This is a genomic window from Chryseobacterium sp. W4I1 (assembly GCF_030816115.1).
Lineage (GTDB): Bacteria > Bacteroidota > Bacteroidia > Flavobacteriales > Weeksellaceae > Chryseobacterium.
In genome coordinates this window covers 1,446,042-1,469,441 of sequence record NZ_JAUSXQ010000001.1, presented here as the reverse complement: position 1 = coordinate 1,469,441, position 23,400 = coordinate 1,446,042, and the positions used below count along the sequence as shown (strand labels likewise).

Sequence of the window (23,400 nt, the reverse complement as noted above, 5' to 3'; positions counted from 1 at the left end):
AAAATATATTTTTTTTTAAATAATTAACATTCTATTCATAATTATTTTAATTTTTCGTTTATTTTTGGGGGTTTAAAGCCCTATATTTATTTCATAATTCATAAAATACTGCCAAAAACATTAACAAAAAAATCCCCAAAATGACGGCTAAGCTTTCCCAAATCTCTCTTCCCTTAAAACTGACCTTTCTTATCTTTTCAATGGTCTTGAACTGCATGGGTATTGTAATTCTTCAACTTTCGGAAGCAAAGATCACCTACGAAAAGTTGGGTCTTTTAGAATCATTCAAGGATCTTCCAATCGCTTTTATTTCACTTTTCGCAGTGAATTTCATCAGTAAAACCGGCACTAAAAAAGCTTTGATTTCTGCGCTGGTTATTGTCGGTATCTGTTCGTGTCTGCTTCCGTTTATAGAAGATTTTTGGTTTTACAAGGTCTGGTTTGCAATTATCGGGACTTGTTTTGCGGTCGGAAAAATCTGTGTTTTTGGGATTATCAGGAATAATATTTCAGATGAAAAGTCCCTTGCGAAGATGATGAATAGTGTAGAAGCAACATTCATGGTGGGAATCTTTGTGGTCAATACAGGCTTTGGATGGTTAATCTCGAGCCGTTATTCGGAATTTTGGAAATTTGGTTTTCTTTCCATATCCATACTTTGCGCAATTACTATATTTTTATTCTTAAAGCTAGATATTTCAGAAGCCAAAAAATCTGAAAGCAAGAGTCTTATTTCGGAACTTTCAGCATTTGCCAAACCGGCTACCATACTATTCCTTGCTGTGGTTTTCTTCATCGTTTTTGTGGAACAAGGGTTTAATTCATGGTTACCTTCTTTTTATAAAAATCACCTGAATGTCAATTCATTCTTTGCTTTACAGGCTACTTCTTTTCTCGCTCTTTTTTCTTATGCCGGAAGAACAGTAACGGCGAATATCATCCAAAGATTTTCATTATCCAGATACTATATTTTATGCATCTCTTTAATTATTCTAATCCTTTTGATTATTTTAGGAATCCAGTATTTTGATTCTGTAAATTCTACCGTAATCTTGTTTTTATTCCCGGTAATCGGACTCTTCCTTTCACCGCTCTACCCTGTCATCAATTCAAAAATGATTGCAAAGGTTGACAAAGAAAAAATCAACCTGTTTACTTCCCTAATTGTGATTTTTTCGTCTCTAGGCAGCTCTGTCAGTTCTATTATTATGTCTGTTTTGTTTGGAAAACAACTCCTAAACTATTATCCGCTGTACATATTACTGGCTGTTTCTGTGCTTTTTACAGTGAGTTTAATATATTTTAGGCTTGCAGGAAAGAAAATATAGAAAATAATTTTATTTTTACTCCCATGAAAATCAAAGACACAAAAAACAAAGAAACCCTTCAGGAACTTATTGATACAAAAGATTTTGTAGCGCATGTATCTGTTGACTGCACGATATTTGGTTTTCACAATAATATTTTGAAGGTTTTGCTTTTAAAATATCATGATCTGGATCTGTGGTCGCTCCCAGGTGGATTTGTTTTTAACGATGAAGATCTCCGTGAAGCCGCTGCCAGAGTTTTATATGAAAGAACCCATCTTCAGGATCTTTTCCTAAAGCAGTTCCACACTTTTGGAAGAATAGACCGTACGGAGAATAATGTCCACCAGATTCTTCTCAATAATAAAGGAATTGAGGTTCCCAAAGATCACTGGATCTTCCAGAGATTCATTACTGTAGGCTACTGCAGCCTGATCGATTTTTCAATTGCCAATACTTTTCCGGACGCTTTTAATGAAAGCTGTGAATGGTTTGAGGTAAATAATCTGCCTAAAATGGCTTTCGATCACGACAGGGTCATAGAAACAGGCCTTGAATATCTTCGTATGAATATTAATACGGAAGTGGCTGCCAGCAATCTTCTTCCTGAAAAATTTACCATGAAAGATTTACAGTCACTTTATGAGACTATTTTAGGTCAGAAATTCAGGAGAAATAATTTCCAGCGTAAAATATTAAGCTTAAATATTCTGGACAGACTGGAGAAACTATATGATGGATCTGCGAACAAAGCTCCATATCTGTATAAGTTCAAAACTAAGGTACATAATTCTGCCAATCAGTATCCTATCTCTAATGACGAGGAATCTTAGGAGGCTGTATTTTTATCAAAACTCTCCCAATCTTATTTATCCTATTGAGAATCATAGGTAATAAAGATTTACAAAAAAATTTTTCCAACCACACGAAAAGTATTACTTTTAAACAAATCAAAAAAATCATGTCATATTATCCTCTTACAAGCATTCCAGACTACTACGGAATTGATGCTTTACTTACTGAAGAACACAAACTGATCCGTCAATCGGTAAGAGATTGGGTGGAAAGTTTTGTAATGCCGCAGATCGATCAGGCCGCACAAAATCATACAGATATTCCGGGCTTGATGAGAGAATTGGGAAAAATTGGAGCTTTAGGTCCATACATTCCTGTTGAATATGGCGGTTCAGGTTTAGATCAGATTTCTTACGGTTTGATTATGCAGGAATTGGAAAGAGGAGATTCTGCAGTACGTTCTGCTGCTTCGGTACAGAGCTCACTGGTAATGTTCCCAATTAATGAATTCGGTTCCGAGGAGCAAAAGAAAAAATACCTTCCCCATCTTGCTGCAGGAGAAATGATCGGTTCTTTCGGACTGACTGAGCCTAACCACGGCTCTGATCCAAGTTCTATGGAAACTTATTTCAAAGATATGGGTGATCATTACCTACTGAATGGTGCTAAAATGTGGATCACAAACTCTCCATTATGCGATATTGCTGTAGTTTGGGCAAAAAATGAAGAAGGAAAAATACAGGGACTGATCGTTGAAAGAGGTATGGAAGGCTTTACCACGCCGGAAACTCATAATAAATGGAGTTTGAGGGCTTCCAAAACCCGGAGAACTGGTATTTAATAATGTAAAAGTTCCTAAAGAAAATCTACTTCCGGGAGCAACCGGATTAAAAGGGCCATTATCTTGTCTGAATTCAGCAAGATACGGAATATCATGGGGCGTAATTGGTGCAGCAATTGACTGCTACTGTACAGCTGTTCAATATTCTAAAGAAAGAAAACAGTTTGGCAAGCCGATCGGTTCTTTCCAGCTTCAGCAAAAGAAATTAGCTGAATTCTTAACGGAAATCACAAAGGCACAATTGCTATGTCTTCAGTTAGGAAACCTTAAAAATGACCATAAGGCAAGCCCTGCACAGATCTCAATGGCGAAACGTAACAATGTGAAAATGGCTATTGATATTGCAAGAGAGTCTAGACAGATCCTTGGCGGTATGGGAATTATGGGAGAATTCCCAATGATGAGACATGCAGCCAATCTTGAATCTGTAATAACATATGAAGGTACACATGATGTTCATTTACTGATCACCGGTTTAGATATAACAGGAATCAACGCTTTTTAAATAAAAGTTTAAAATATACTGAAGAGGAGTCCGGCCGAATGGCCGGACTCCTTGTTTTAGTCACTTTGCAGGGAACTTATATTCAATGAATAATTATTAATGCATTAATATTATTGAAACTTTATTATAAATATTTAATTTAATAACATCAAAAAATATTAATATGAAAAAATTATCTACACTTTTATTAAGTTTTACCGCTCCGTTCTTTTTTGCCCAACAGGCAGGAGATCTTGTAAATGTTGAACAAAAACTGGATTTAACCCCACAGGGCGTTGTTAGTTTCATCGCCAACAGTCTTGGTGACCAGAATGCTCCGGATTTCGTTAGCTATCTTAACGGGTTCAATGTGGGTCTTAAAGGCTATAAAATTACTTATTACACTAAAAACGAAAAGAATGTCTTAGTAAAAGCCACAGGATTACTGATGTATCCCAACCTTAATTTCAAGCTTTCTACTGTAGTATCTGACCACGGAACTACGGATAGCAGAGATAATGTACCTTCCAACTTTAAAGGAGCTTTAACCGCCGGATTTGTAGTGGAACTTTCATATGTGCTCAATGGTTACATTCTGATGGCTCCCGATTATGTAGGAATGGGAAGCGGAGACGGGGTTCACCCTTACGTAGATGCTGCTACAGAAGCCGGTGCCACCATAGACTTTGTAACAGCAGCCAATAAAGTCCTGGCTCAGCAAGGCATAAAACGTTACGATGAATATTTCCTGGCAGGCTATTCGCAAGGTGCCCACGCCGCCATGTCAACTTTAAAAAGTCTCAATACCTCCAACCCCACCAATCTGAAATTCAAATATGCTTATCTGGGAGACGGACCTTATGATTTTTCAGGAGTAACTTTGAACAAAGGGGTTCTGGAAAAGGATTTTTATCCGTTCACCTCTTTCCTGGCTAATGTTCTGCATACCTGTAACAATACAGGCTATAAAACCTACAATACCAGCATTTCGGAAGTTATTTCACCCGAATACCTGGATAAATATAATTATCATGTAATTCAGGATAATGGAGGTCTTCTTTGGGGACCCGTGATCTGGAGAAATCTTTTCACCCAGAATTTTGTTAATGACGTCACTAATAATCCTAATAATAATCTCAGACGATGTATGAAGCCTAAGGATGTATATGATTGGTACAACAAAACACCAATGACTTTAGGGCATTCTTCAGTGGACCTGGCTATACCACCTGAAAACACTACTAAAACCATTGATGTACAACGGGGTTATTATGCGTGGTGGGATCTGAACAAATATAAGCTGGAATCATTATTCTGGGGACCTTTAGGACATGTAGGAGGAATTCTTCCATTTACTCTTGCTTCTAATGCAAAATTTAACACTCTTAGAAGCGGCGGTCTTTTGAACCAGTGGGCAATACTAACTTCAAAACAACAAGGAGGAAAAAGCCTTTCTGAAATTAATCCGCTTTATTCTTCTCAATTAAAACCGGATCTGGGCAATATGCAACTGATTGCAATTACCGACTTCAATCAGGAGAAAGCAGTAAGTAAATCAGGAACAGAAAGGAGCTTATCAACCTTAAAAGACGGTGTCTATCTTTTGAAAGTACAGGAAAATAATAATGATAAAATGATTCCTTATATTAAAAATACGCCGATAGAAGTTCCAGAGAATGAGATTATACAGTCTGAAATAAATGGTGTTCTAAAACTGAAGCTTCCACAGGATGAACTGATTGCTGTCAATATTTTTGATGAAAATAAAAACCTGCTAAAAACTGTATCTCAGGAACAATATGCATCCAACGGAGGAATTGACATAAAAGATATTGATAATCAAAGTAATACCTTTGAAATCGTTACTCCATTTTATAATCTGCAGTTCAAGAAATCGCTGACAGGCCACTCATTAGCTAGTAAATCTGAAATATTTACACAAAACCGCCAGATCTTAGCGAAAGCAGATAACGGTATTAAAAGCATCAGCATCTACAGTATTTCCGGTGCATTGATTCTTCACGAGGAAATCAATAAGCCAGAATTTGAATCTAAAAGTTTGGAACCGGGGATTTATGTGGTCCAGATGGTTGGTACTGACGGAAAAACAGTGAGTAAAAAAGTAAAACTATAAGCTGACTTCAATAATATATTCTTCATTTCAATTGAGTGCACTTCAGCAATGAGGTGCATTTTAATTGGAATAAGGCTTGATATTTTCAATAAAACTAAGATCAGGATTCAGAATTTCCAGGATAAGGTTTTTCACGGACTGCATGGCATCATCAATATTTCCTTTATCAAACTGCAGCGAAACCACACCTTTCTTGGCTTCTGCAAAGCTCCATATTCCTGTTTCAATAGGAAGCCCCCAGAACTCGGGAAGGTTTTGTACTACATAATGGTAAATACACAGCTGCAGTGCCTGTTTTCTTTCACTGTTGTGGAAATAATCAGTTATATTATTTTCATCAATTTTTACCGTCAGGTTTTTAATTTTTGCGGTTTTATAATCGATAATTCTTAAGGTCCCGTTCAGGCGGTCTATTCTGTCAATAAATCCTAAGAATGAAATTTTATCATTCCCATCAAGATAAAAATCTACATTTTCAAACCTCTTTTCAATGTCTAAAATCTCCAGCGTATTCCCGTTTCTCACCAGTTCAAGATCATGGTTAAGAACATTTTCAATCACTTTTTTAGCAATAGCCCTGTGAATATAATTCATTCCTTTTTCATAGAATTCAGGCTGGTGCTTAAGCTTTTCAATAGCTATATTAATATACTCATCTATACCTTTAATTGAATTCTGTAAATCCTTTTCTTTTAAAACCTTACCTTTAAGCAATTCATATACTTCTTGAAGTGAATAATGCACTAGGTTTCCATAATTTTTAACAGACAATTCTTCTTCTATCTCGTCCGCCTCGGAGGTCCTTAAAATCTTGGAAAGATAAAAATCAATCGGATTGTAAAGGTAGCTGGTAAGATGTGAAGCAGAGACTTTCTCTTTCCATTTTTCAAGTCTTTCCATTACGATCTCAGTCTTCGGAATTTCTATCGGCTGCGAAGCAATCGGCTCGGATGAGTTTTCAATAATAAGATGTTCTATCTGATGAGAACTCTCCATTTCGATCTGGGTAATAAAGCGGCTCTTTTCTCCGGTATTCACTCCTGAACTGAGGGCATTGTACAACAGATGGACATTTTGAGAATCCTGAATCAGTCTGTAAAAGTGATAGGCATAAATGCTGTCATTTTCCAGGAATGTATGAAGATCAAAGTATCTTCTGATATCAAACGGAATATAGGTATTCTGGGAATTTCCCAAAGGAAGCTTTCCTTCATTCACTGAAAGCATAATGACATTTTCAAAATTCAGCAGACGGGTTTCCAGAAGCCCCATGATTTGCAGACCCCGGAGTGGTTCCCCCTGAAAATCTATACTTTCAGAATTCACATGCTGGTTGATCAGGATTTCCAGGGTTTCCATTTTGATCTCAAAATCATAAGGACTCAGCTGGTTTTTAATGATTCTGAATGCATTTTCAAAATGAGAAACGTTTTCATACTGGATATCATCTATTTCAAGCCATTTTATATCACGGCAGAACGCAATAAGCATATCCAGATAAATATTGGTATCATCGGCCTTTTTTAGAAGCTTATAATAGGAAAGCCCGCCGAGAAGTTCCTCCAGAAGCTTTTTTGATATATAAACAATATTCCTCTCCTCTATTTTTGTCCGGAAATTACTGATAATCAACTCATCTTCAGCTGATTTCGGAAGTTCTTCAAGGATAGGAAAAATATCTCTGTAATAATAGGAAGATTTATTTTTTTCCAGCTGTTTCTGAAGATAAAACAATTGTTTTACTGCATTTGAAAAAGAAAGATTCTTCAGGGGAAACCCCATTGTAATATTCAGGTTTTCAACACCATACATCACATCTAAACTTGCCGGAAGAAGGTTTTCATCCAGCAAAACTACTGCCGTATTGGAAAAAGTTTTATTTTCAATTTCGTTAAATATTTCCGGTAATACTTTGGTCTGCGTCACATTTCCGGAAACTTCATAGACCTTTATATTTTTAGGCTGATTAAAATCATCTTCTATCCACTGAAAAGCTCTGTTGTCATCAAATTCTTTCCACGTTTTGTGGTTTCTCAGGAATTTTCCGGCCTCCTGTCTTTCGTCATCAAAATAATAACGGTCTGCCTGGAAAAAACACTGTGCTTTATTCCACTGCAGCAGGCTTCTTACCAGCTTCTCTTCCACTGGTGTAAAGGCATTAAAACCACAGAAAACAAAATGTTCAGCAGTATTTTTAGCAAAATCTACAATCCTCGCTTTGGCGGTTTCATGGATCATTCCGGAAGTTGCCCAGTTTCTTTCCTGCAGTTTTTTCTTTAAGGCAGGAAGAAAAATATTCATATTCTGCCAGAAATTCAGGAATTTCTTTCGTGGAACATCATCATCTTCACCCAGATCCTGTGCCCATTCTTTGATCCTTTCCTCATCAAACATATATTGCAGAACAGCCTCATCACTTTCGGAGAATTTCAGAATATCATCCCAATCCTTCTGAAGGGTTGGAAACCACTTTAAAAAATCTGAAAAATCATCTCTTGGAATAAGACCAAGTCTGCGATAAACGTCAAAAGCAAAAAGCCATAACGAGATTCCCTGAACAGGCTGCTTATCTGCAATCTTGTCGATCAGTTCTTCTATGGTAACAAAATTGGGAAGAAAGCCAGAGTAGTTGTTTTCTTCCAAGATCTGCCTGATAAATACGATGGGCCGTTTTCCGGGCAGAACGATATTAAACTCTGAGAGGTCAGGGTTTTGGGCCAGCAGTTTGTGGATGATCTTATTGAGGAATTTCAAGAGGCTTTATAGCTTTTTAATTGGTCTAGTTCTTCAGCGATGACAGTGTTATATTCTGCCTGTTTTTCTTTGTTCATCCCATGTTCAGTAATTTTGTCATAGGATATCTGGAAATTTTTATAATCGTTTGATATTTTGCTATAAATTGCTTTAAAGTTTTTATTGTAATCAGCAGTGGTTTTGATTTTTCCTTCTACTTCTTTTCTGAATTTTCTGACAAATAATTCTGCAATATCAAAGTGTTTCTGCTCATGCATCAGGATATAGTCATTCAATTTTTTTTCATCTTTCCAGGATTGGTCCATGTTAAAAATAGTCGTGATCTCAATTTTCACAGGAGATTTGGGATTACTGGATTTTACTACAGAATATTCCCAGCCACAATGGGTATAAGCGACTACGTCGGGATTGCTTTTCCTGCTCACTGTACTTTTAAAATCATCCCACGTAAGTTTACGGTCTTCTTTCCAGATTATTTTCTGCCCAAACAGCATATTAACTCCAAAAAAACAGAAAATTGAAATCAGTTTCATCATTTATTATTCAACTACAATTGTCTTGGTGATCAAACTGTTACCTCCATTCCAGAATTTAAATATATAGGTTCCCTTCTGACGTGGACTGAAATTGATCTGATTGACGCCTACATAAGCTTTCTGCGTGCAAGGCCCGTCAGTTGTATATCGGTAAGCAGTAACTGACCTCTCCAGATTACTATCATAAATGTAATCATATCCGTAAAATCCCTCACACTGGGACGGATAGGTAGAATACGTCTTAATACTCTGTATTGAATAAACATCCATGGTATCCTTCATGACCTTTACACTGTCGATCCTGATTCTACCTATAGACTGTACGGTCTGATAATCATTATCTTCACAGGAGACAAAGATCAGCCCTAAAAACAATACTGAAAACCCAATGTTTAAAAGTTTTTTCATATCCCTAATTTACTGATTATTAACATAAATTCAGTAAAAATTATTCCAAAATTATATAAAATTAAGAATTAAAATTACCTTTTGATACATAAATCACTTTTTTAGTATCAAAAAATTCTTCATCAAAATAGTTTTTAAGGTTGAAGATTTCACATTTAATGCCGGCCAGCTCTTCAGCAAGGTCACCGCCTTTTAAATATAAAACTCCGTTATGTTTGGAATTGATCTGTTCTTTTTCAAATTTTCCTTTCAGCCATCTCAGGAATTCCGGCATTTGGGTTACGGCACGGCTCACTACAAAATGGAACTTCTCTTTTACCTTTTCTGCCCTTCCGTGGATAGCCGTTAAATTCGTAAGTCCTATTCCTTCTGCTACTGCCTGTACTACCGTGATTTTCTTCCCGATAGAGTCGATCAGGGTAAATTCTGCCTCCGGAAACAGGATCGCAAGGGGAATTCCGGGAAAGCCTCCTCCGGTTCCAATGTCCAGTACTTTTGTACCTGGTGCAAATTCCATTATTTTGGCAATTCCTAAAGAATGCAGGACATGTTTTTCATACAGCGATTCCATATCCTTTCTTGAAATCACATTGATTTTTTCATTCCATTCATTATACAGTTTTTCCAATTGGTTAAACTGCTCGATCTGCTTTTCTGTAAGATCCGGAAAATATTTTAATAGTAACGACGCTGCCATATGAATTATTATAATCTGCAAAAATAAGTTTTATTTCTGTTGTATTCAAGTCAAGTTCTCCTGATCAGTCCTTAATTTGAATTTTCAGCACGATCAGGTTATCTGGCGATCCCCGGTATAAGAGGCACACTCAAATTTCCGGTTTGATTAACAGTCTGTACTGCAAAAATGTAATTATCCTTTGAAAGCGGAATCTTAATGGAAAGCCCTGCGGTAAATATCTTTTTTTGCCACACCGGACTATCCGTTTCTCTTATAAGCACATAATACCCAGCCGGGTTTCCTGTTTTTGGTTTTTCCCATTGCAAGGTTGTGGAATTGGTAAGTTCTTTAACTTTCATTTCTGCATGCTCAGGTCCAGGAGTAGATTTTGCAAGGCTGGCCAATACAGCGATATTGGCAGCTACATTTTTTTTCAGATAATTATAATCTATAAATTCAGGAAGATCGCCATACTGTGTATTATTTTCTACTCTTATGTCCTGATGCTGATGGTCATAATTTTCATAATACTCTGTCAGTCTTACGGAAGGAAATCCATTACTGACAAAACTGGAATGATCTCCTCCGCGCAGGAACCTGTCATTTCTGTAGATTAATTTTATTTCAAGCCCTTTCACATATTTTTCTGCAGTCTCTTTAATGTACCGGGCCAATTGCCTGGATTCACTGTCATTTTCAAGTCCTAAATTTCTTATAGTCATTGCTTTCTTATCCATTTCTGCATAAGGCAGACCTTCACTGAATACCCTAAGCGTACGGGTATTGATCTCTCCTGTTTCACCGGCTTTAGGATTTCCAATCATGTCATTATTCAGGACAGCTTCTATCTGCATATTTTCTTTTTTTGCTTTATCTGCCAAAAGTTTAGAGCCAAGCAACGACTGTTCTTCTCCAGAAAAAGTCACGAAAATAACAGATGCGGGAAAAGAAGATTTGCTTAAAATTCTCGCTGCTTCTATAACGGCACTTACCCCGCTGCCATCATCATTAGCGCCGGGAGCGGATAGCGTCCTGTTCATTACATCCGTGACCCGTGAATCCAGATGTCCACAAATCAGGAAAATTCTTTTATCGTTAGGATCTGTTCCCTTTAAAAAGGCCATTGGATTTCCCAGATTTGTAACTTTGTCTACCCTTTTTCCATCCGGCTGAATATTTTCCTGCTGCATATAGACTTCCATTCTTCCGCCTGAATTTCTGGCATATTCTTTAAATTTCCCCAACACCCAATTCCTTGCAGCTCCAATTCCCTGATGCTTATCATCTACTGAGCTTAAAGTATGCCTCGTATGAAAGCTAACAAGCTTAGCGATATGGGATTTTAAAGAATCTGAGCTCACTTCAGAAACATATTTCTTTATTTCAGCATCTTTTGAACGTACCTGTGAAAAAATGAAAGAAGGGATCAATAATAAAAAAAGAGAATATTTCATACAATGGATCTAGAGGTTTAAATATACGAATCAATGATTTAACTATTCTTTTTATACGGACAGGTTTTAATTATATTTTTAGATTCAAAAAGGCTGCTTCTCCACAATCCCTTATCTTTTCTTAAATTTATTCCTTTTCAAGAGGATTGTTTGTCAATCTGAGTTTATTGGCAATCACATCATCCATTCTGGCACCACTTTTTTTCAACTCATTATAATCAAACTGTGCTACATAGCCATCCTTTAGCTGAAGTTCCATTTTCCCTGCTTTGGAATCTACATTCATACCTGTGATATCATCTCCTGGATTAAAGAGGTAATTTTTAAGTAATTTCCTATACTCTTCATTGGTCATTTGTTTATTATTCTTTGGAATAAAAGCATTGACTGTGTTGATTTTTTTGATCTGAATCAAATCAAATGTATGATCATTTTCACTGTCCTTTATGGATACTACCAGTCCCGGCAGTCCACTGAATTTATACGGGCCGTCGCTCACCGGAAAATCTTTGCAGAACCAGGCTTCCCATTTTCTGCCTTTATACTCTGCAACTGCCTTCTGGCAGTTCATTGTATTAATTTTCTTGAATTCGTTCTCCATTTTCCATTTTGGAGTTTCGTTATCAGTTATAATAAAGCTTACATTTTTAAACTTATCATAAAAATTAATTGTCTTGTCAGCATAATCTTTTTCAATGGTATAATTCAGATTACGATCATAGTGTTTTCCTTTTAAAAGTGCCGGATAGCTCTTATCTATATTGTAGACAGAATCACGTTCAAACTTCACAGCATTAGAGTAATATGATTTTTTACCGTCTGTGTCCAGATTCATATAGTCCGTTACCAACGAATCTTTATTGTTTATGTCAGGTCTGAATTTATACTCGTAAACAAAACGATAACTCTGGGCTGATATAAGGGAAGCTAATAATAAAAAGAAAAGTCTGTACATTTTAAGATAATAAATTGTTTAAATAGTCTTTCAAGTAGGCAAAACCCAACTATTTCCAAATCTAATGATTAAATTAAAAACCTGACAAAAATCTTTTTTCCTACCTCATTTTTATTTCACGGCCCAACGTTTTTATTATATATTTGTTTAAATTCAAAAACATCGTATGGATAAACTTTCAGACAGAGTAAAAAGATTAGGTTACTCGCAGACTTTCGTAATGTCAAACAAAGCAAGAGAAATGAAGGCCGCAGGCATTGATGTAATCAGTCTGACTCTTGGAGAACCGGATTTTGATGTGCCGGATAATATCAAACAAGCCGCTTTTGATGCGATCAACGAAAACTATAGTCATTACTCTCCTGTTCCGGGGTTTCTTGAGCTTCGTGAAGCCGTATCCTACAAATTAAAAAGAGATAATAATCTTGAATATAAACCTTCTCAAATCTGTGTTTCCAACGGTGCCAAACAGGCTATTTTAAATGTCCTTGCTTCTGTAATCAATGACGGTGATGAAGTTCTTCTTCCTGCACCTTATTGGGTAAGCTACGATGAAATGGTGAAAATGATGGGCGGAAATTCGGTAATGCTTCCTACTTCATACGTGACTGACTTTAAAATCACCGCCGAGCAGCTTGAAGAAGCGATTACAGATAAAACGAAGGCCATCCTTTTCAGTTCTCCATGTAATCCTTCCGGTGGTTATTATACATATGATGAACTTAAATCTATGGCAAAGGTTATTGCAAAATATCCTCACGTAACGGTAATATCCGATGAAATCTACGAATTCATCAATTACGAAACTAAAACAACCTCTATTGCACAGTTTCCTGAAATATATGAGCAGACTGCAGTAATCAACGGGATGTCTAAAGCTTTTGCAATGACAGGATGGAGAATCGGGTATTCTGCCTGTCCGGAATGGCTGGCAAAAGCCTGCGAGAAGATCCAGGGCCAGATGACCAGCGGTGCAAATACAGTAGCACAGAGAGCTTCCATAACTGCATTGAAAACGGATCCTTCCGAATACAAATACATGATCGAGGCTTTCCAGAAAAGAAGAGATCTGGTGTTTGACCTGATGAAAGAAATTCCAGGATTTAAAGTACTCCTTCCAAAGGCAGCATTTTATTTCTTCCCGGATATCTCTCACTATATTGGAAAGACTCTGAACGGTACAGAGATCAAAGATTCTGATGATTTTGCCATGTTTTTACTGGAAAATGCTCATGTGGGCTGTGTAGGCGGAGTTTCTTTCGGAAGCCCGGAATGTATCAGATTCTCTTATGCTGCTTCTGAGGAAGACCTGAGAGAGGCTATGAAACGTATCAAAGATGTTCTGGCACCTTTTAATTAAATTAAGAGATAAATCAGTATATAATAAACAAAAAGCTCTGGTTTCAGGGCTTTTTCTGTTTAAATCCATTAAAAACAATTATAGATTTTATTTATCGATATTGATTTGTTCGATAGATGAATATTTATATATTTGCATCAGAAAATTTAATATAAAAACAGAAAATTATGTCTTTAGTAGGAAAAAAATTCCCAAATGTAACAATCGATGCTATGTCTGAAATGGGTGATGATCTTAGAATCAATATCCTTGAAGAAGCTACCACTAATCAGCAAAAAGTAATCTTATTCTGGTATCCGAAAGATTTCACTTTCGTATGTCCTACAGAGCTTCACGCTTTTCAGGATGCTTTAGGTGAATTCGAAAAAAGAAACACTAAAGTAATCGGTGCTTCTTGCGACACGAATGAAGTACACTTCGCTTGGCTAAACACAGCTAAAGATAACGGAGGTATCGAAGGCGTAACTTACCCGCTTTTAGCTGATACACACAGACAATTGGCTAATATCTTAGGAATCGTAGATCAGGATTTCGAATACAATGAAGAAGGAGAAGAAACTTTCACAGGCTCTAACGTAACTTACAGAGCAACTTACCTGATTGACGAGACTGGAAAAATTTTCCACGAATCTGTAAACGATATGCCTTTGGGAAGAAATGTAAAAGAATATCTAAGACTGATCGATGCTTACACGCACGTTCAAAAACATGGTGAAGTATGCCCTGCCAACTGGGAAGAAGGAAAAGATGCAATGAAAGCAGACAGAACTTCTACAGCTGAATACTTAGCTAAAAACTAATTCAAATTAATATAACAATGTAGCAATTACTCTAATGTAACAATATAGCAGCGTAACAATGTACCAATATTCTGAAATTTCAATATTTCTTAATTGTTACACTGGTACATTATCCAATTGCTACATTGTTAAATTTTATTCCTTAAAATTTAACTTATGTACACAGAATTAACAGAAGATACATTACAAAATATTGTGAATGACAATGAAAAAGTAGTTGTTCAGTATGGCGCAACATGGTGCGGAAATTGCAGAATTATGAAGCCGAAATTCAAAAAATTAGCATCTGAAAATGAAGAAATTCCATTTTTATATGTAGATGCTGAAAAGTTACCTGAAAGCAGAAAACTGGCAAAAGTTGACAACCTTCCTACTTTCGCTATTTTTAAAAACGGTGAATTGGTCAATCAGGTGCAAAGCAACCAGGCTGAAAGTTTAACGAATCTTTTTAACGAATTATAATTATGAAGTTACCCGTAATCAGACAGTTTTATCAGAACCAGACTCCTGAGAATCTTGAAAAGACATTAGAGGTTTTGGAAAGCTTTTCAGAGTTCAGAGGAACAAGCGAGGAAGATCTTAATGTAGCAGGAGAACTTATCACAAATATCTGCGGTGCTTTGGAAGTACACGCCAATGTTCAGAATGGAATGAGCGAAAAAGACGCTTTAAATTCTTTTGCACAAAAGGTCTTAGGATCAATAGATAAATAATCCTTTTTATTGAATCATTGAAAGATTTAATCATTTAAAAGATTATAAAACACAATTCTACTGAGGCTTTCCTCAATACTATATTTTCTCAATTCTTTAATTTCAAGTTGCAACATTTACAACAAAAGTTTCTGTGATATGCCATTGCTGATGCTGTTTGTATTGTCTATTGATTTTAAAGAATATTCAAAAAATCCCGGTGATAATTCATCAGGATTTTTTTAGTTTACAACTTTGATGATTAAAAAATTAGGAATTATTCAAATTTAAACACCAATAAGTCAAGGCTATTGATCAGCTTGATACAACACAAACTTCATCAAATCAATTGAAAATTGATAAACTTTTGTCTTTAATAAAACACTAATTAACGCTAATGTTTTCATTAATTACATAAATATTTTTGACCTTCAGTAGTGGCATTTGCGGGTGACACTGTGTGCTTAAAGATTTCAAATAAAAAATCCCGGCGATTTTATCACCAGGATTATGATTTAAAGTATGAATCAAGCATTAAAACCATCATTCATAACTCAGAACTTATCACTAAAATTAACTTCTTCTGCTCATTAATATTCTAAGAATATACCAGAACAACAGCATGATCGATGCAAAAAGCTGTAAAGAAGCTCCTACGTACTGTCCCGTTGTATACGTATTTTTAAGCTTACTAGTCTCATACAGGATACTTGCAGAAGCCAGAAGCACCATTCCTACCGAAAACCAAAGTCCAAGGTTAAATCCGAAAATCGCCCCCACAACGATGGTTCCTATTGAAAGAAAACCTCCGATAATGATAATATTTCTTAAAAAAGAAAAATCTTTTTTAGAAGTAAATGCCACCAGTGAAAGTCCGGCAAACATTGCGATTGTGAGCATGGCAGCCTGGAAAATAATATTTCCTCCGCCCTGCATTCCCGCAGCAATGTACAACATAGGCATAAAGATCGCCGCTTCTAGAATAATATAAAATCCTAATCCAAAATATTGGGTAGATCTGCTTTGTGAAAGCGACCATTTAGAAGCCAGCATTGAAGCCAGCCAGAAAACACCAATAATTAACAACCAAGTGTATTTCTGCCCGAACATCATCGCAATGATCTCCACAGGAACTGTTTTCAGTAAAATAGTTTCAACCCCGATAAAAGCCAGGATCGATAAAGCAACGTGCAAATACGTTTTTCTGTAAAAAGCCGCTTTTTCCACATCTGAGGAATGAGCAACTAAAACATCTGTCATCATAGTTAGTAATTTTTATTATTTGAATATAAAATTATTTCTCTTTTTTCGCCGGCATTACCCCGATAATCTTTCCATTCTCTTCAAAAACGGCCATGATCACCTCTTTTGATTCACCTGCATATTTGTAGCTGATACTTGGCAAAGAAGATCCATCCATAAGTTTATGGTAACCGGTTTTTAAAATTTCCAGTTTTTTATTGACATCAAAACCCTCCTTCACTTTTTTAAGGACGTCATCTGTAACGATCTCTTTTACCTTATCCGAAAGAAGTGCATCTACTCCTGCACGGTCTGAAGATTTAAGCGCTGTGACAAACTTAAGAAAGTTGTCATTAAACATATTGATCTTTTCTTTGTTCAACTGTGCCGGAACTTCATTTTGAACCTTTTCAACCTTCACTCCGGTTACTTTCTGGGCAAACATCAGCTGTGCAGCAAGTACAGTAAGCCCTAAAAATATTTTTTTCATAATCTAATTTTTTATTTAGTGAAATTGGTGAGTTAAGATACGAAAATCAGACCACTTCCAAAAACTTCATCGTATCTACATTATCTGCATACGTATCCAAAGCTGGATGCTGCGCCTCTCCAAACGGAATAGAATCCAGTCCCAACTCATCTTTAGCCACGATACACTGGATATTTTCTTCATTTTCAGCAATAAAATTTTTAACTTCATCCAAAGATGAATATCGGCTGAAATTGATCACAGAAAGCGGACTGAAAAGTTTCTCGTCTTCTTTCAGCATGACAAAATTGTTGTCCCAGAATTTATCCTGGTTCAGCAAATATACCGCCCTGTTATAATCATAATTATTGGCATATTTATGATGATTGATGATATCCTGGAAACCTACAAAACTTTCAAAAAGCCTGTCGATCACAAAATCCTCAGGAATAAAAACTCTTGTTACATTTCTGCAGCCAAGACCGAAATATCTGAAAATATCTTCCGCCAGAAGCTGAAGTTCTTCAGGTGTTTCATCACCTTTTAAAACAGCTGCAGAAGTCCTGTTTTTCCTGATGATGCTTAAATGATCTTTGAAATAGTATTCAAGGTATCTCGCTGTATTATTGCTTCCTGTAGCAATGACAGCATCAAAATTTTCTAATCTTTCTACCAGTTCATACGCAACAACTCCACCGGAAAATTTATTCCATTTTTTCAGAAAAAAAGGAACCATCTGCTTGTCTTTAGAAGACAGTTTAATTAACGGAATATGACCGCTTAAAACCACAGATATCACATCATGCAATCCTACCAGAGGTATATTTCCGGCCAGAATCAGTCCTACCCTTTTTGAAATTTTTGAAACTGAATAATTTTTAAGCCAACTGCTTATATTTTCTTCCGTAAGAAGCTCAGTCCATTGTTTTAAAGCAAATTTCTGATTATCAAGGGTAAACCATGGATTTTCTATTTCAGATCTCTTGAGTAATAATTCAAACTCAGTATCATTCTCATTGTAATCATCATGATTCTTTGCTAAAAACTCTTTTATATACACACTTAATTCAATAAGTCCTAAAACTTGATTTTCGATATTCATAATTACTTTTAAATTGGGGAATATTTTGTAATTTTGTGCAAATTTAAAAAAAATTAGCGATGGCTATTAAAATAACTGATGAATGCATTAACTGTGGGGCCTGTGAACCAGAATGTCCAAACAATGCAATATATGAAGGAGCCGTAGACTGGAAAGCTTCTGAGGGTACCACGCTTGCCGGTACTGTGACCATGCCTTCAGGACTTACTGTAGATGCTGATTCGCCACAGGAACCTGTAAGTGATGATGTATATTTCATTGTAACAGATAAATGTACAGAGTGTAAAGGATTCCATGAAGAACCTCAGTGTGCAGCTGTCTGCCCGGTAGACTGCTGTGTTCCGGATGAAGACCATGTAGAATCTGAAGAAGCGCTGCTTAACAAAAAAGCCTTCTTACACGGTGAATAAAAAGCTCCGTCTCAGTCTTATGAGGCGGTTTTTTTAACTACAATTTTAAAAGAATCTAGTAAAATCTCAATAATAAACCGCAAGTTCATTAATTCTTGCACAACCAAAAAGTAAAAATATGAGCAAAAAGCACAACTTCAGCGCAGGGCCATGTATCTTACCCCAGGAGGTATTCGAAAAATCAGCAGAAGCTATTTTAGATTTCAACGGTATCGGATTATCTCTTCTTGAAATTTCGCACAGAAGCAAAGATTTTGTTGCCGTAATGGACGAAGCACGTGCCATTGTCAAAAGGCTGATGAATCTGGGTGATGATTATGAAGTACTTTATTTGGGTGGTGGTGCAAGCCTGCAGTTTGCGATGGTTCCTTACAACCTGATGAAAGTAGGCGGTAAAGCAGCTTATACAGATACAGGAACATGGGCAGCTGGAGCCATTAAAGAAGCAAAAAAATTAGGAACAGTAGATGTGGTAGGCTCTTCAAAAGAAGAAAACTATTCATTCGTTCCAAAAGATTATACAGTAGGTTCAGAATATGATTATTTTCACTGTACTTCAAACAATACCATCTACGGAACTCAGATGAAAACGTTCCCTGATATAAATACTTTGATGGTCTGTGATATGAGTTCTGATATTTTCTCAAGACAGCTGGATTTTTCTAAATTTGATCTGATCTACGCCGGAGCCCAAAAAAATATGGGACCTGCCGGAGTTACTTTGGTCGTGATCAAAAAAGAGATTTTAGGAAAAACAGGAAGAGAAAATATGTTATCTATTTTAGATTATTCTCAGCATATTTCAAAAGAATCTATGTATAATACGCCTCCGGTTTTCCCAGTTTATACTTCCCTGCTTACGTTACAGTATCTTGAAAAGAATGGCGGAATTGCAGCAGCAGAGGCAAGAAATGAGGCTAAAGCCAAACTTTTATACGACGAGATCGACAGCAATCCTTTTTTTGAATCATTCTGTGTAAAAGAAGACCGTTCCCTGATGAATGTATCTTTCAAAATTACAGACGAAAGCAAAAAAGAAGAATTTGATAATGCATGGAAAGCGGCAGGAATCAGCGGACTTAACGGGCATCGAAGCTTAGGCGGATACAGAGCCAGTTTATACAATGCTTTACCAATCGAAAGTGTGCAGGTTCTGGTAGATGTAATGAAATCTCTTAAATAATTTAAGCATAAAAAAATTCAAAGATTGAAAGATATAGAGCAGTTAATTAAAATTTATTAATTTGCGCCCCGGTTTAAAATTTTTAAATATCTAAATTTTTCAATCTTTAAATCAAACCAAACATGAAAGTTTTAGCAAACGACGGAATCTCAAAAACAGGAGAGCAGATGCTTACAGAAGCAGGGCTTGAAGTTCTGCCAAACAGAGTGGCTCAGGATCACGTTATCAATTTCATTAATGAAAATAACGTGGATGTTCTGTTGGTTAGAAGTGCAACAAAAGTAAAAAAAGACATTATCGACGCCTGCCCAAGCCTTAAAATTATTGGGCGCGGCGGTATCGGAATGGACAACATTGATGTAGATTATGCTAAAAGCAAAGGGATCAAAGTAATCAATACGCCCACAGCATCATCAAAATCAGTAGCTGAACTAGTTTTCGGACATTTTTTTGCACTGGCAAGATTTCTTCACGAATCGAACCGACTCATGCCGTTGGAAGGGGAAACCCACTTCGATGCCATGAAAAAATCATTCAGCAAAGCGTATGAACTTTCCGGAAAAACTCTTGGAGTGATCGGCTTTGGAAGTATCGGGCAGGAAGTCGTGAAAATAGGAATAGCATTGGGAATGAAAATCAAAGTACTGACTAAAAATCCAAAGACAAAAGTTCTGAAGTTGGACTTTTTCGATGGCCAGAGTCTTAATTTTGAGATCACTTCCACCAACGATATGGATGCTTTCCTTAAAGACACGGATTTTATCAGTATCAATACTCCAAAAACGAATGAATATATCATAGACACACCTCAGTTCGAAAAAATGAAGGATGGAGTCTACATAGTGAATACTGCAAGAGGCGGCGTTATCAATGAGGTGACTCTTATTGATTTCATTGAATCTGAAAAAGTAGCGGGAGCCGCCCTGGACGTTTTTGAAAACGAGCCTACACCGGAACTTCCTTTACTGATGAATCCTGCGTTATCCCTTTCCCCTCATGTAGGTGGAAATACAGTGGATGCACAGGAAAAAATCGGAGCAGAACTTGCAGAACAAATTATTAAGCTACAAAAAGAAACCATAAGATAAAATATGCCTGTTTTTAAACCTTTCCGTGGAATAAGACCTCATAAAGACTTTGAGAGCACTTTCCCTACCCACCCGCTGGACAATTTCACCCAAGAGGAAATTGCAGAGAAAGCTCAAGTTGAAAATACTTACATCAATATGATTAAACCCTATGTTGTAAGTAAATCCAAAGATATCGACCGGAATTTAAGGAAGATCCGTTCAACGTTTGAAGAGCTTCTGGATGAAAAAAAACTGGTCCAGGACAGTTCGTCATACTATCTTTATGAGCAAATATACCCCAACAAACAGGTTTTCAGAGGCTTACTTGGACTAGCAAGCATTGAAGATTTCTGGAGCGGAAAGATCAAAAGGCATGAAAGTACGATTCCTCAAAAAAAGGAAAAGCTGGCTCATTATCTTGAAAAAGTAAGCCTGCAGGCAGAACCTGTACTGCTTACCTACCCTTCCAATTCTAAGATTGAGCTCCTGATGAATCATGAGGAAAAAAATGTTCCAATCTTCAACCATATCGATTCCATCGGGATCAGACATAAGATCTGGAGAATAGATAACCGTCTGAAACTTCAGCAGTTTAAAGAAGTGATCGACCAGATCGACTCGTTCTACATTGCGGATGGGCACCACAGGATTGGGTCTACAGCGCTAAATGCAAAGCATCATAAAGAGAAAAATAAGAGACACAACGGTACGGAAGCTTACAACTTTGTTTACAGCTTTATAGTATCCAACCAGTCCATCAAAATTCATGATTACAACAGGATTTTAACTGATCTTAATGGCCTTTCCAGCGAAGAATTTTTAAAAGAGCTCGATCAGTATTTCCTGATCCATGAAAAAGGTGAAGCTTCATATTTCCCTTCACAGAAATTCCATATTTCAATGTATCTTGACGGGAAATTCTATTCACTTCACGTAAAACATGACCTGCGTTCAACAGAAATGTCACTGGATAATCTTGATCATCATCTTTTAGATAAATATATTTTTAAAAACATCTTGAAAATAGAAAATTCTGACAGCTCTGAAAAAATTTCGTACGTGAAAGGAACATCTAATATTCAGGGAATTAATTTCCTAAAGGAAAAAATAGACAGCGGCGAAGGAAAAGTAGGTTTCGGAATCTATCCTGTGAGTTTTAATGATATGATCAAAATTTCAGATCTGAAACTGAGCATGCCACCAAAATGCACATTCATAGAACCGAAATTGGTTACTGCCCTGTTAATGTACGATATGAAACCTTAATAAATCCTATTTTTTCCCTACTTTTATGATCGGAAAAAGAAAGGTCAATAAAAAATGAAAAAAATCTTCATTATACTTCCACTCTTTTTGAGTGGATTTTTATTTTCTCAAAAAAAGCCACAGAAAAAACCGGTAAAAAAAATGACCGTGGCAAAATTCAACTACCATGATGAATTCAGAAGAATCTCAGACGAGGTAATGACCAATGGTACTGCTTATGAAAATCTTGGCGAACTTACCAAAGGCATCGGTCCCCGCTTCAGTGCAACTCCCGGTTATATGAAAGCCGTGGAATGGACAGAAAAAAAACTTAAATCCATGGGCATTGATATGATCTGGAGAATGGAAGCTAAAGCTCCGGTCTGGATACGGGGAAAAGAATCTTTGCAGATAAAAGCGGCGAATGGAGATTGGACGAGTATCAGAATGCTATCTTTCGGGAATTCTGAAGGAACGGGCGGGAAAGACCTTACAGGAGAAATTGTTATAATCAATTCAACTTCTGAGCTTAACGCCATGTCGATTAAACAATTGAAAGATAAAATTGTTTTTGTTAATCTTCCAATGGATCCAAAAATCATTAATACAAATGATTCTTATTTAATTACCGCAAAATCTAAATTAATTTCAGCCTCCGTAATTGCTAAAACTGGGGCAAAAGCTTTAATTATAAGATCTTTAACAACAGCCATGGACGATACTCCCCATGCAAAAATGGTGTATTACGAACCTGATGATAAAGTAAGAATTCCTGCCCTATCCATCGGAGTAAGATCCGCTGATGAATTGGAAAGATTATTAAAAAGTCAGAAAGTTACTGCCAAACTGAATATGACTGCGCAATCAAAAGGCGATACTACCAATCCGAATATTATTGCTGAAATTCAGGGTAAAAAAGATTCTAAAGTGATTGTTTTAGGAGCTCAGCTAGACTCATGGGACTTCGGTGAAGGGGCTATTGATGACGGAACAGGTGTTGCACAGTGCATTGAAGTTTTAAGAACATTTAAAGCTCTTGGTATTGAAAACAATCATACGATAAGAATTGTTTTGTATGCAAACAGTGAAAACGGTGGCCAGGGACGCGAAATGTATGCAGCCTATGTGAAAAAGAAAGACGAAAAACATGTTTTTGCCTTAGGAACAGATGCCGGAGGCTATTCACCGAGGGGATTTTCACTGGATATGTCGCCTCAAAGAAGAAGACAGATCTTCGAGTGGAAAAACTATTTTCTTCCCTATGGCATTTATGATTTCGACCAAACCTATGCGATACAGGATATTGCTCCTCTTAAAAAACTGGATATTCCACTGGCAGAACTTGTCGTAGACACGCAGCGTTATTTCGATTATCATCATTCTGTTGAAGATACTTTTGACAAAGTAAATAAGAGAGAACTTCTGTTGGGAGCTACTGCAATGACCCAGCTAATTTTCATGATCGATAAAAACTGGTAAT

Annotated in this window: 21 protein-coding genes and 1 pseudogene; 13 read left to right on the top strand and 9 right to left on the bottom strand. The window is 36.6% G+C overall.

The features are described from left to right. The first annotated feature begins 140 nt into the window (after positions 1-140). The 4 genes and pseudogenes from QF044_RS06770 (at position 141) to QF044_RS06755 (ending at position 5,561) form a co-directional block, all read left to right on the top strand. Entirely contained in the window at positions 141-1,328 is a 1,188-nt protein-coding gene (locus tag QF044_RS06770; protein ID WP_307265272.1) for a sugar MFS transporter, read from the top strand. 23 nt (positions 1,329-1,351) lie between these two features. After that, positions 1,352-2,140, top strand: a complete 789-nt coding sequence (locus QF044_RS06765; protein WP_307265269.1) for an NUDIX domain-containing protein — start codon at positions 1,352-1,354, stop codon at positions 2,138-2,140. A gap of 128 nt (positions 2,141-2,268) precedes the next feature. Continuing rightward, positions 2,269-3,448 (top strand): annotated as a pseudogene (locus QF044_RS06760) (acyl-CoA dehydrogenase family protein). 163 nt (positions 3,449-3,611) lie between these two features. Next, the gene (locus QF044_RS06755) at positions 3,612-5,561 is read left to right on the top strand and encodes a T9SS type A sorting domain-containing protein (RefSeq protein WP_307265266.1); all 1,950 of its coding nucleotides are present in this window, start codon (positions 3,612-3,614) and stop codon (positions 5,559-5,561) included. A gap of 60 nt (positions 5,562-5,621) precedes the next feature. On the opposite strand, the gene QF044_RS06750 is transcribed toward QF044_RS06755, so the two are convergent. From QF044_RS06750 to QF044_RS06725, 6 genes are all read right to left on the bottom strand, one after another. Next, complete coding sequence (locus QF044_RS06750) at positions 5,622-8,315, bottom strand: PD-(D/E)XK nuclease family protein (protein ID WP_307265262.1); 2,694 nt, start codon at positions 8,313-8,315, stop codon at positions 5,622-5,624. After that, positions 8,312-8,851 carry a DUF922 domain-containing protein gene (locus tag QF044_RS06745; protein ID WP_307265260.1) on the bottom strand — a complete coding sequence of 180 codons (540 nt, stop codon included), beginning with the start codon at positions 8,849-8,851 and terminating at the stop codon, positions 8,312-8,314. Before QF044_RS06745 ends, QF044_RS06750 begins: the two co-directional genes overlap by 4 nt. Positions 8,852-8,854: 3 nt before the next feature. After that, positions 8,855-9,259, bottom strand: coding sequence for a hypothetical protein (locus tag QF044_RS06740; RefSeq protein ID WP_307265257.1), 405 nt, complete (start codon positions 9,257-9,259; stop codon positions 8,855-8,857). 61 nt (positions 9,260-9,320) lie between these two features. Continuing rightward, on the bottom strand, positions 9,321-9,956 hold the full coding sequence (gene rsmG, locus QF044_RS06735) for a 16S rRNA (guanine(527)-N(7))-methyltransferase RsmG (RefSeq protein WP_307271964.1): 636 nt from the start codon (positions 9,954-9,956) through the stop codon (positions 9,321-9,323). A 98-nt stretch (positions 9,957-10,054) separates the two neighbouring features. After that, positions 10,055-11,392 (bottom strand): M20/M25/M40 family metallo-hydrolase, encoded by a 1,338-nt coding sequence (locus QF044_RS06730; RefSeq protein ID WP_307265254.1) that lies wholly within the window; start codon positions 11,390-11,392, stop codon positions 10,055-10,057. A 127-nt stretch (positions 11,393-11,519) separates the two neighbouring features. Then, complete coding sequence (locus QF044_RS06725; protein ID WP_307265251.1) at positions 11,520-12,347, bottom strand: GLPGLI family protein; 828 nt, start codon at positions 12,345-12,347, stop codon at positions 11,520-11,522. A gap of 166 nt (positions 12,348-12,513) precedes the next feature. Between QF044_RS06725 and QF044_RS06720 the strand changes: the two genes are divergently transcribed. The 4 genes from QF044_RS06720 (at position 12,514) to QF044_RS06705 (ending at position 15,220) form a co-directional block, all read left to right on the top strand. Further along, on the top strand, positions 12,514-13,707 hold the full coding sequence (locus QF044_RS06720; RefSeq protein ID WP_307265248.1) for a pyridoxal phosphate-dependent aminotransferase: 1,194 nt from the start codon (positions 12,514-12,516) through the stop codon (positions 13,705-13,707). A 167-nt stretch (positions 13,708-13,874) separates the two neighbouring features. Then, positions 13,875-14,507: a peroxiredoxin gene (locus QF044_RS06715; RefSeq protein WP_307265246.1), complete on the top strand. Its 633-nt coding sequence runs from the start codon at positions 13,875-13,877 to the stop codon at positions 14,505-14,507. Between the two features lie 156 nt (positions 14,508-14,663). Beyond that, a complete protein-coding gene (locus tag QF044_RS06710) occupies positions 14,664-14,969 on the top strand; it encodes a co-chaperone YbbN (protein WP_307265243.1) in 306 nt (101 codons plus the stop codon). 2 nt (positions 14,970-14,971) lie between these two features. Continuing rightward, on the top strand, positions 14,972-15,220 hold the full coding sequence (locus QF044_RS06705) for a hypothetical protein (protein WP_027375263.1): 249 nt from the start codon (positions 14,972-14,974) through the stop codon (positions 15,218-15,220). Positions 15,221-15,772: 552 nt separating this feature from the next. Here the strand turns inward: QF044_RS06705 and QF044_RS06700 are convergent. From QF044_RS06700 to QF044_RS06690, 3 genes are read right to left on the bottom strand one after another with little or no spacing between them, the layout of a single operon-like run. Next, positions 15,773-16,462 (bottom strand): Bax inhibitor-1 family protein, encoded by a 690-nt coding sequence (locus QF044_RS06700; protein WP_307265212.1) that lies wholly within the window; start codon positions 16,460-16,462, stop codon positions 15,773-15,775. A gap of 31 nt (positions 16,463-16,493) precedes the next feature. Beyond that, entirely contained in the window at positions 16,494-16,931 is a 438-nt protein-coding gene (locus QF044_RS06695) for a peptidylprolyl isomerase (RefSeq protein WP_307265209.1), read from the bottom strand. 46 nt (positions 16,932-16,977) lie between these two features. Then, positions 16,978-18,012, bottom strand: a complete 1,035-nt coding sequence (locus QF044_RS06690) for an acyl-CoA reductase (protein WP_307265207.1) — start codon at positions 18,010-18,012, stop codon at positions 16,978-16,980. Between the two features lie 59 nt (positions 18,013-18,071). Between QF044_RS06690 and QF044_RS06685 the strand changes: the two genes are divergently transcribed. The 5 genes from QF044_RS06685 to QF044_RS06665 all read left to right on the top strand — a co-directional run bounded on the left by QF044_RS06685 (position 18,072) and on the right by QF044_RS06665 (position 23,399). Then, positions 18,072-18,422, top strand: coding sequence for a 4Fe-4S binding protein (locus QF044_RS06685; protein ID WP_307265205.1), 351 nt, complete (start codon positions 18,072-18,074; stop codon positions 18,420-18,422). A 118-nt stretch (positions 18,423-18,540) separates the two neighbouring features. Beyond that, positions 18,541-19,605, top strand: coding sequence for a 3-phosphoserine/phosphohydroxythreonine transaminase (gene serC, locus QF044_RS06680; RefSeq protein ID WP_307265203.1), 1,065 nt, complete (start codon positions 18,541-18,543; stop codon positions 19,603-19,605). Between the two features lie 122 nt (positions 19,606-19,727). Further along, the gene (locus tag QF044_RS06675) at positions 19,728-20,693 is read left to right on the top strand and encodes a D-2-hydroxyacid dehydrogenase (RefSeq protein ID WP_307265201.1); all 966 of its coding nucleotides are present in this window, start codon (positions 19,728-19,730) and stop codon (positions 20,691-20,693) included. Positions 20,694-20,696: 3 nt separating this feature from the next. Next, positions 20,697-21,941: a DUF1015 domain-containing protein gene (locus QF044_RS06670; protein WP_307265199.1), complete on the top strand. Its 1,245-nt coding sequence runs from the start codon at positions 20,697-20,699 to the stop codon at positions 21,939-21,941. Between the two features lie 54 nt (positions 21,942-21,995). Next, on the top strand, positions 21,996-23,399 hold the full coding sequence (locus QF044_RS06665; RefSeq protein ID WP_307265196.1) for a M28 family peptidase: 1,404 nt from the start codon (positions 21,996-21,998) through the stop codon (positions 23,397-23,399). Position 23,400 lies beyond the last annotated feature (1 nt).

Coding starts and splice junctions, on each gene's coding strand:
- serC (WP_307265203.1), top strand. CDS start 18,541: ATGAGCAAAAAGCACAACTTCAGCGCAGGGCCATGTATCTTACCCCAG.
- QF044_RS06755 (WP_307265266.1), top strand. CDS start 3,612: ATGAAAAAATTATCTACACTTTTATTAAGTTTTACCGCTCCGTTCTTT.
- QF044_RS06730 (WP_307265254.1), bottom strand. CDS start 11,392: ATGAAATATTCTCTTTTTTTATTATTGATCCCTTCTTTCATTTTTTCA.
- QF044_RS06675 (WP_307265201.1), top strand. CDS start 19,728: ATGAAAGTTTTAGCAAACGACGGAATCTCAAAAACAGGAGAGCAGATG.
- QF044_RS06685 (WP_307265205.1), top strand. CDS start 18,072: ATGGCTATTAAAATAACTGATGAATGCATTAACTGTGGGGCCTGTGAA.
- QF044_RS06740 (WP_307265257.1), bottom strand. CDS start 9,259: ATGAAAAAACTTTTAAACATTGGGTTTTCAGTATTGTTTTTAGGGCTG.
- QF044_RS06745 (WP_307265260.1), bottom strand. CDS start 8,851: ATGATGAAACTGATTTCAATTTTCTGTTTTTTTGGAGTTAATATGCTG.
- QF044_RS06710 (WP_307265243.1), top strand. CDS start 14,664: ATGTACACAGAATTAACAGAAGATACATTACAAAATATTGTGAATGAC.
- QF044_RS06700 (WP_307265212.1), bottom strand. CDS start 16,462: ATGATGACAGATGTTTTAGTTGCTCATTCCTCAGATGTGGAAAAAGCG.
- QF044_RS06670 (WP_307265199.1), top strand. CDS start 20,697: ATGCCTGTTTTTAAACCTTTCCGTGGAATAAGACCTCATAAAGACTTT.
- QF044_RS06690 (WP_307265207.1), bottom strand. CDS start 18,012: ATGAATATCGAAAATCAAGTTTTAGGACTTATTGAATTAAGTGTGTAT.
- QF044_RS06765 (WP_307265269.1), top strand. CDS start 1,352: ATGAAAATCAAAGACACAAAAAACAAAGAAACCCTTCAGGAACTTATT.
- QF044_RS06715 (WP_307265246.1), top strand. CDS start 13,875: ATGTCTTTAGTAGGAAAAAAATTCCCAAATGTAACAATCGATGCTATG.
- QF044_RS06665 (WP_307265196.1), top strand. CDS start 21,996: ATGAAAAAAATCTTCATTATACTTCCACTCTTTTTGAGTGGATTTTTA.
- QF044_RS06705 (WP_027375263.1), top strand. CDS start 14,972: ATGAAGTTACCCGTAATCAGACAGTTTTATCAGAACCAGACTCCTGAG.
- rsmG (WP_307271964.1), bottom strand. CDS start 9,956: ATGGCAGCGTCGTTACTATTAAAATATTTTCCGGATCTTACAGAAAAG.
- QF044_RS06770 (WP_307265272.1), top strand. CDS start 141: ATGACGGCTAAGCTTTCCCAAATCTCTCTTCCCTTAAAACTGACCTTT.
- QF044_RS06725 (WP_307265251.1), bottom strand. CDS start 12,347: ATGTACAGACTTTTCTTTTTATTATTAGCTTCCCTTATATCAGCCCAG.
- QF044_RS06695 (WP_307265209.1), bottom strand. CDS start 16,931: ATGAAAAAAATATTTTTAGGGCTTACTGTACTTGCTGCACAGCTGATG.
- QF044_RS06720 (WP_307265248.1), top strand. CDS start 12,514: ATGGATAAACTTTCAGACAGAGTAAAAAGATTAGGTTACTCGCAGACT.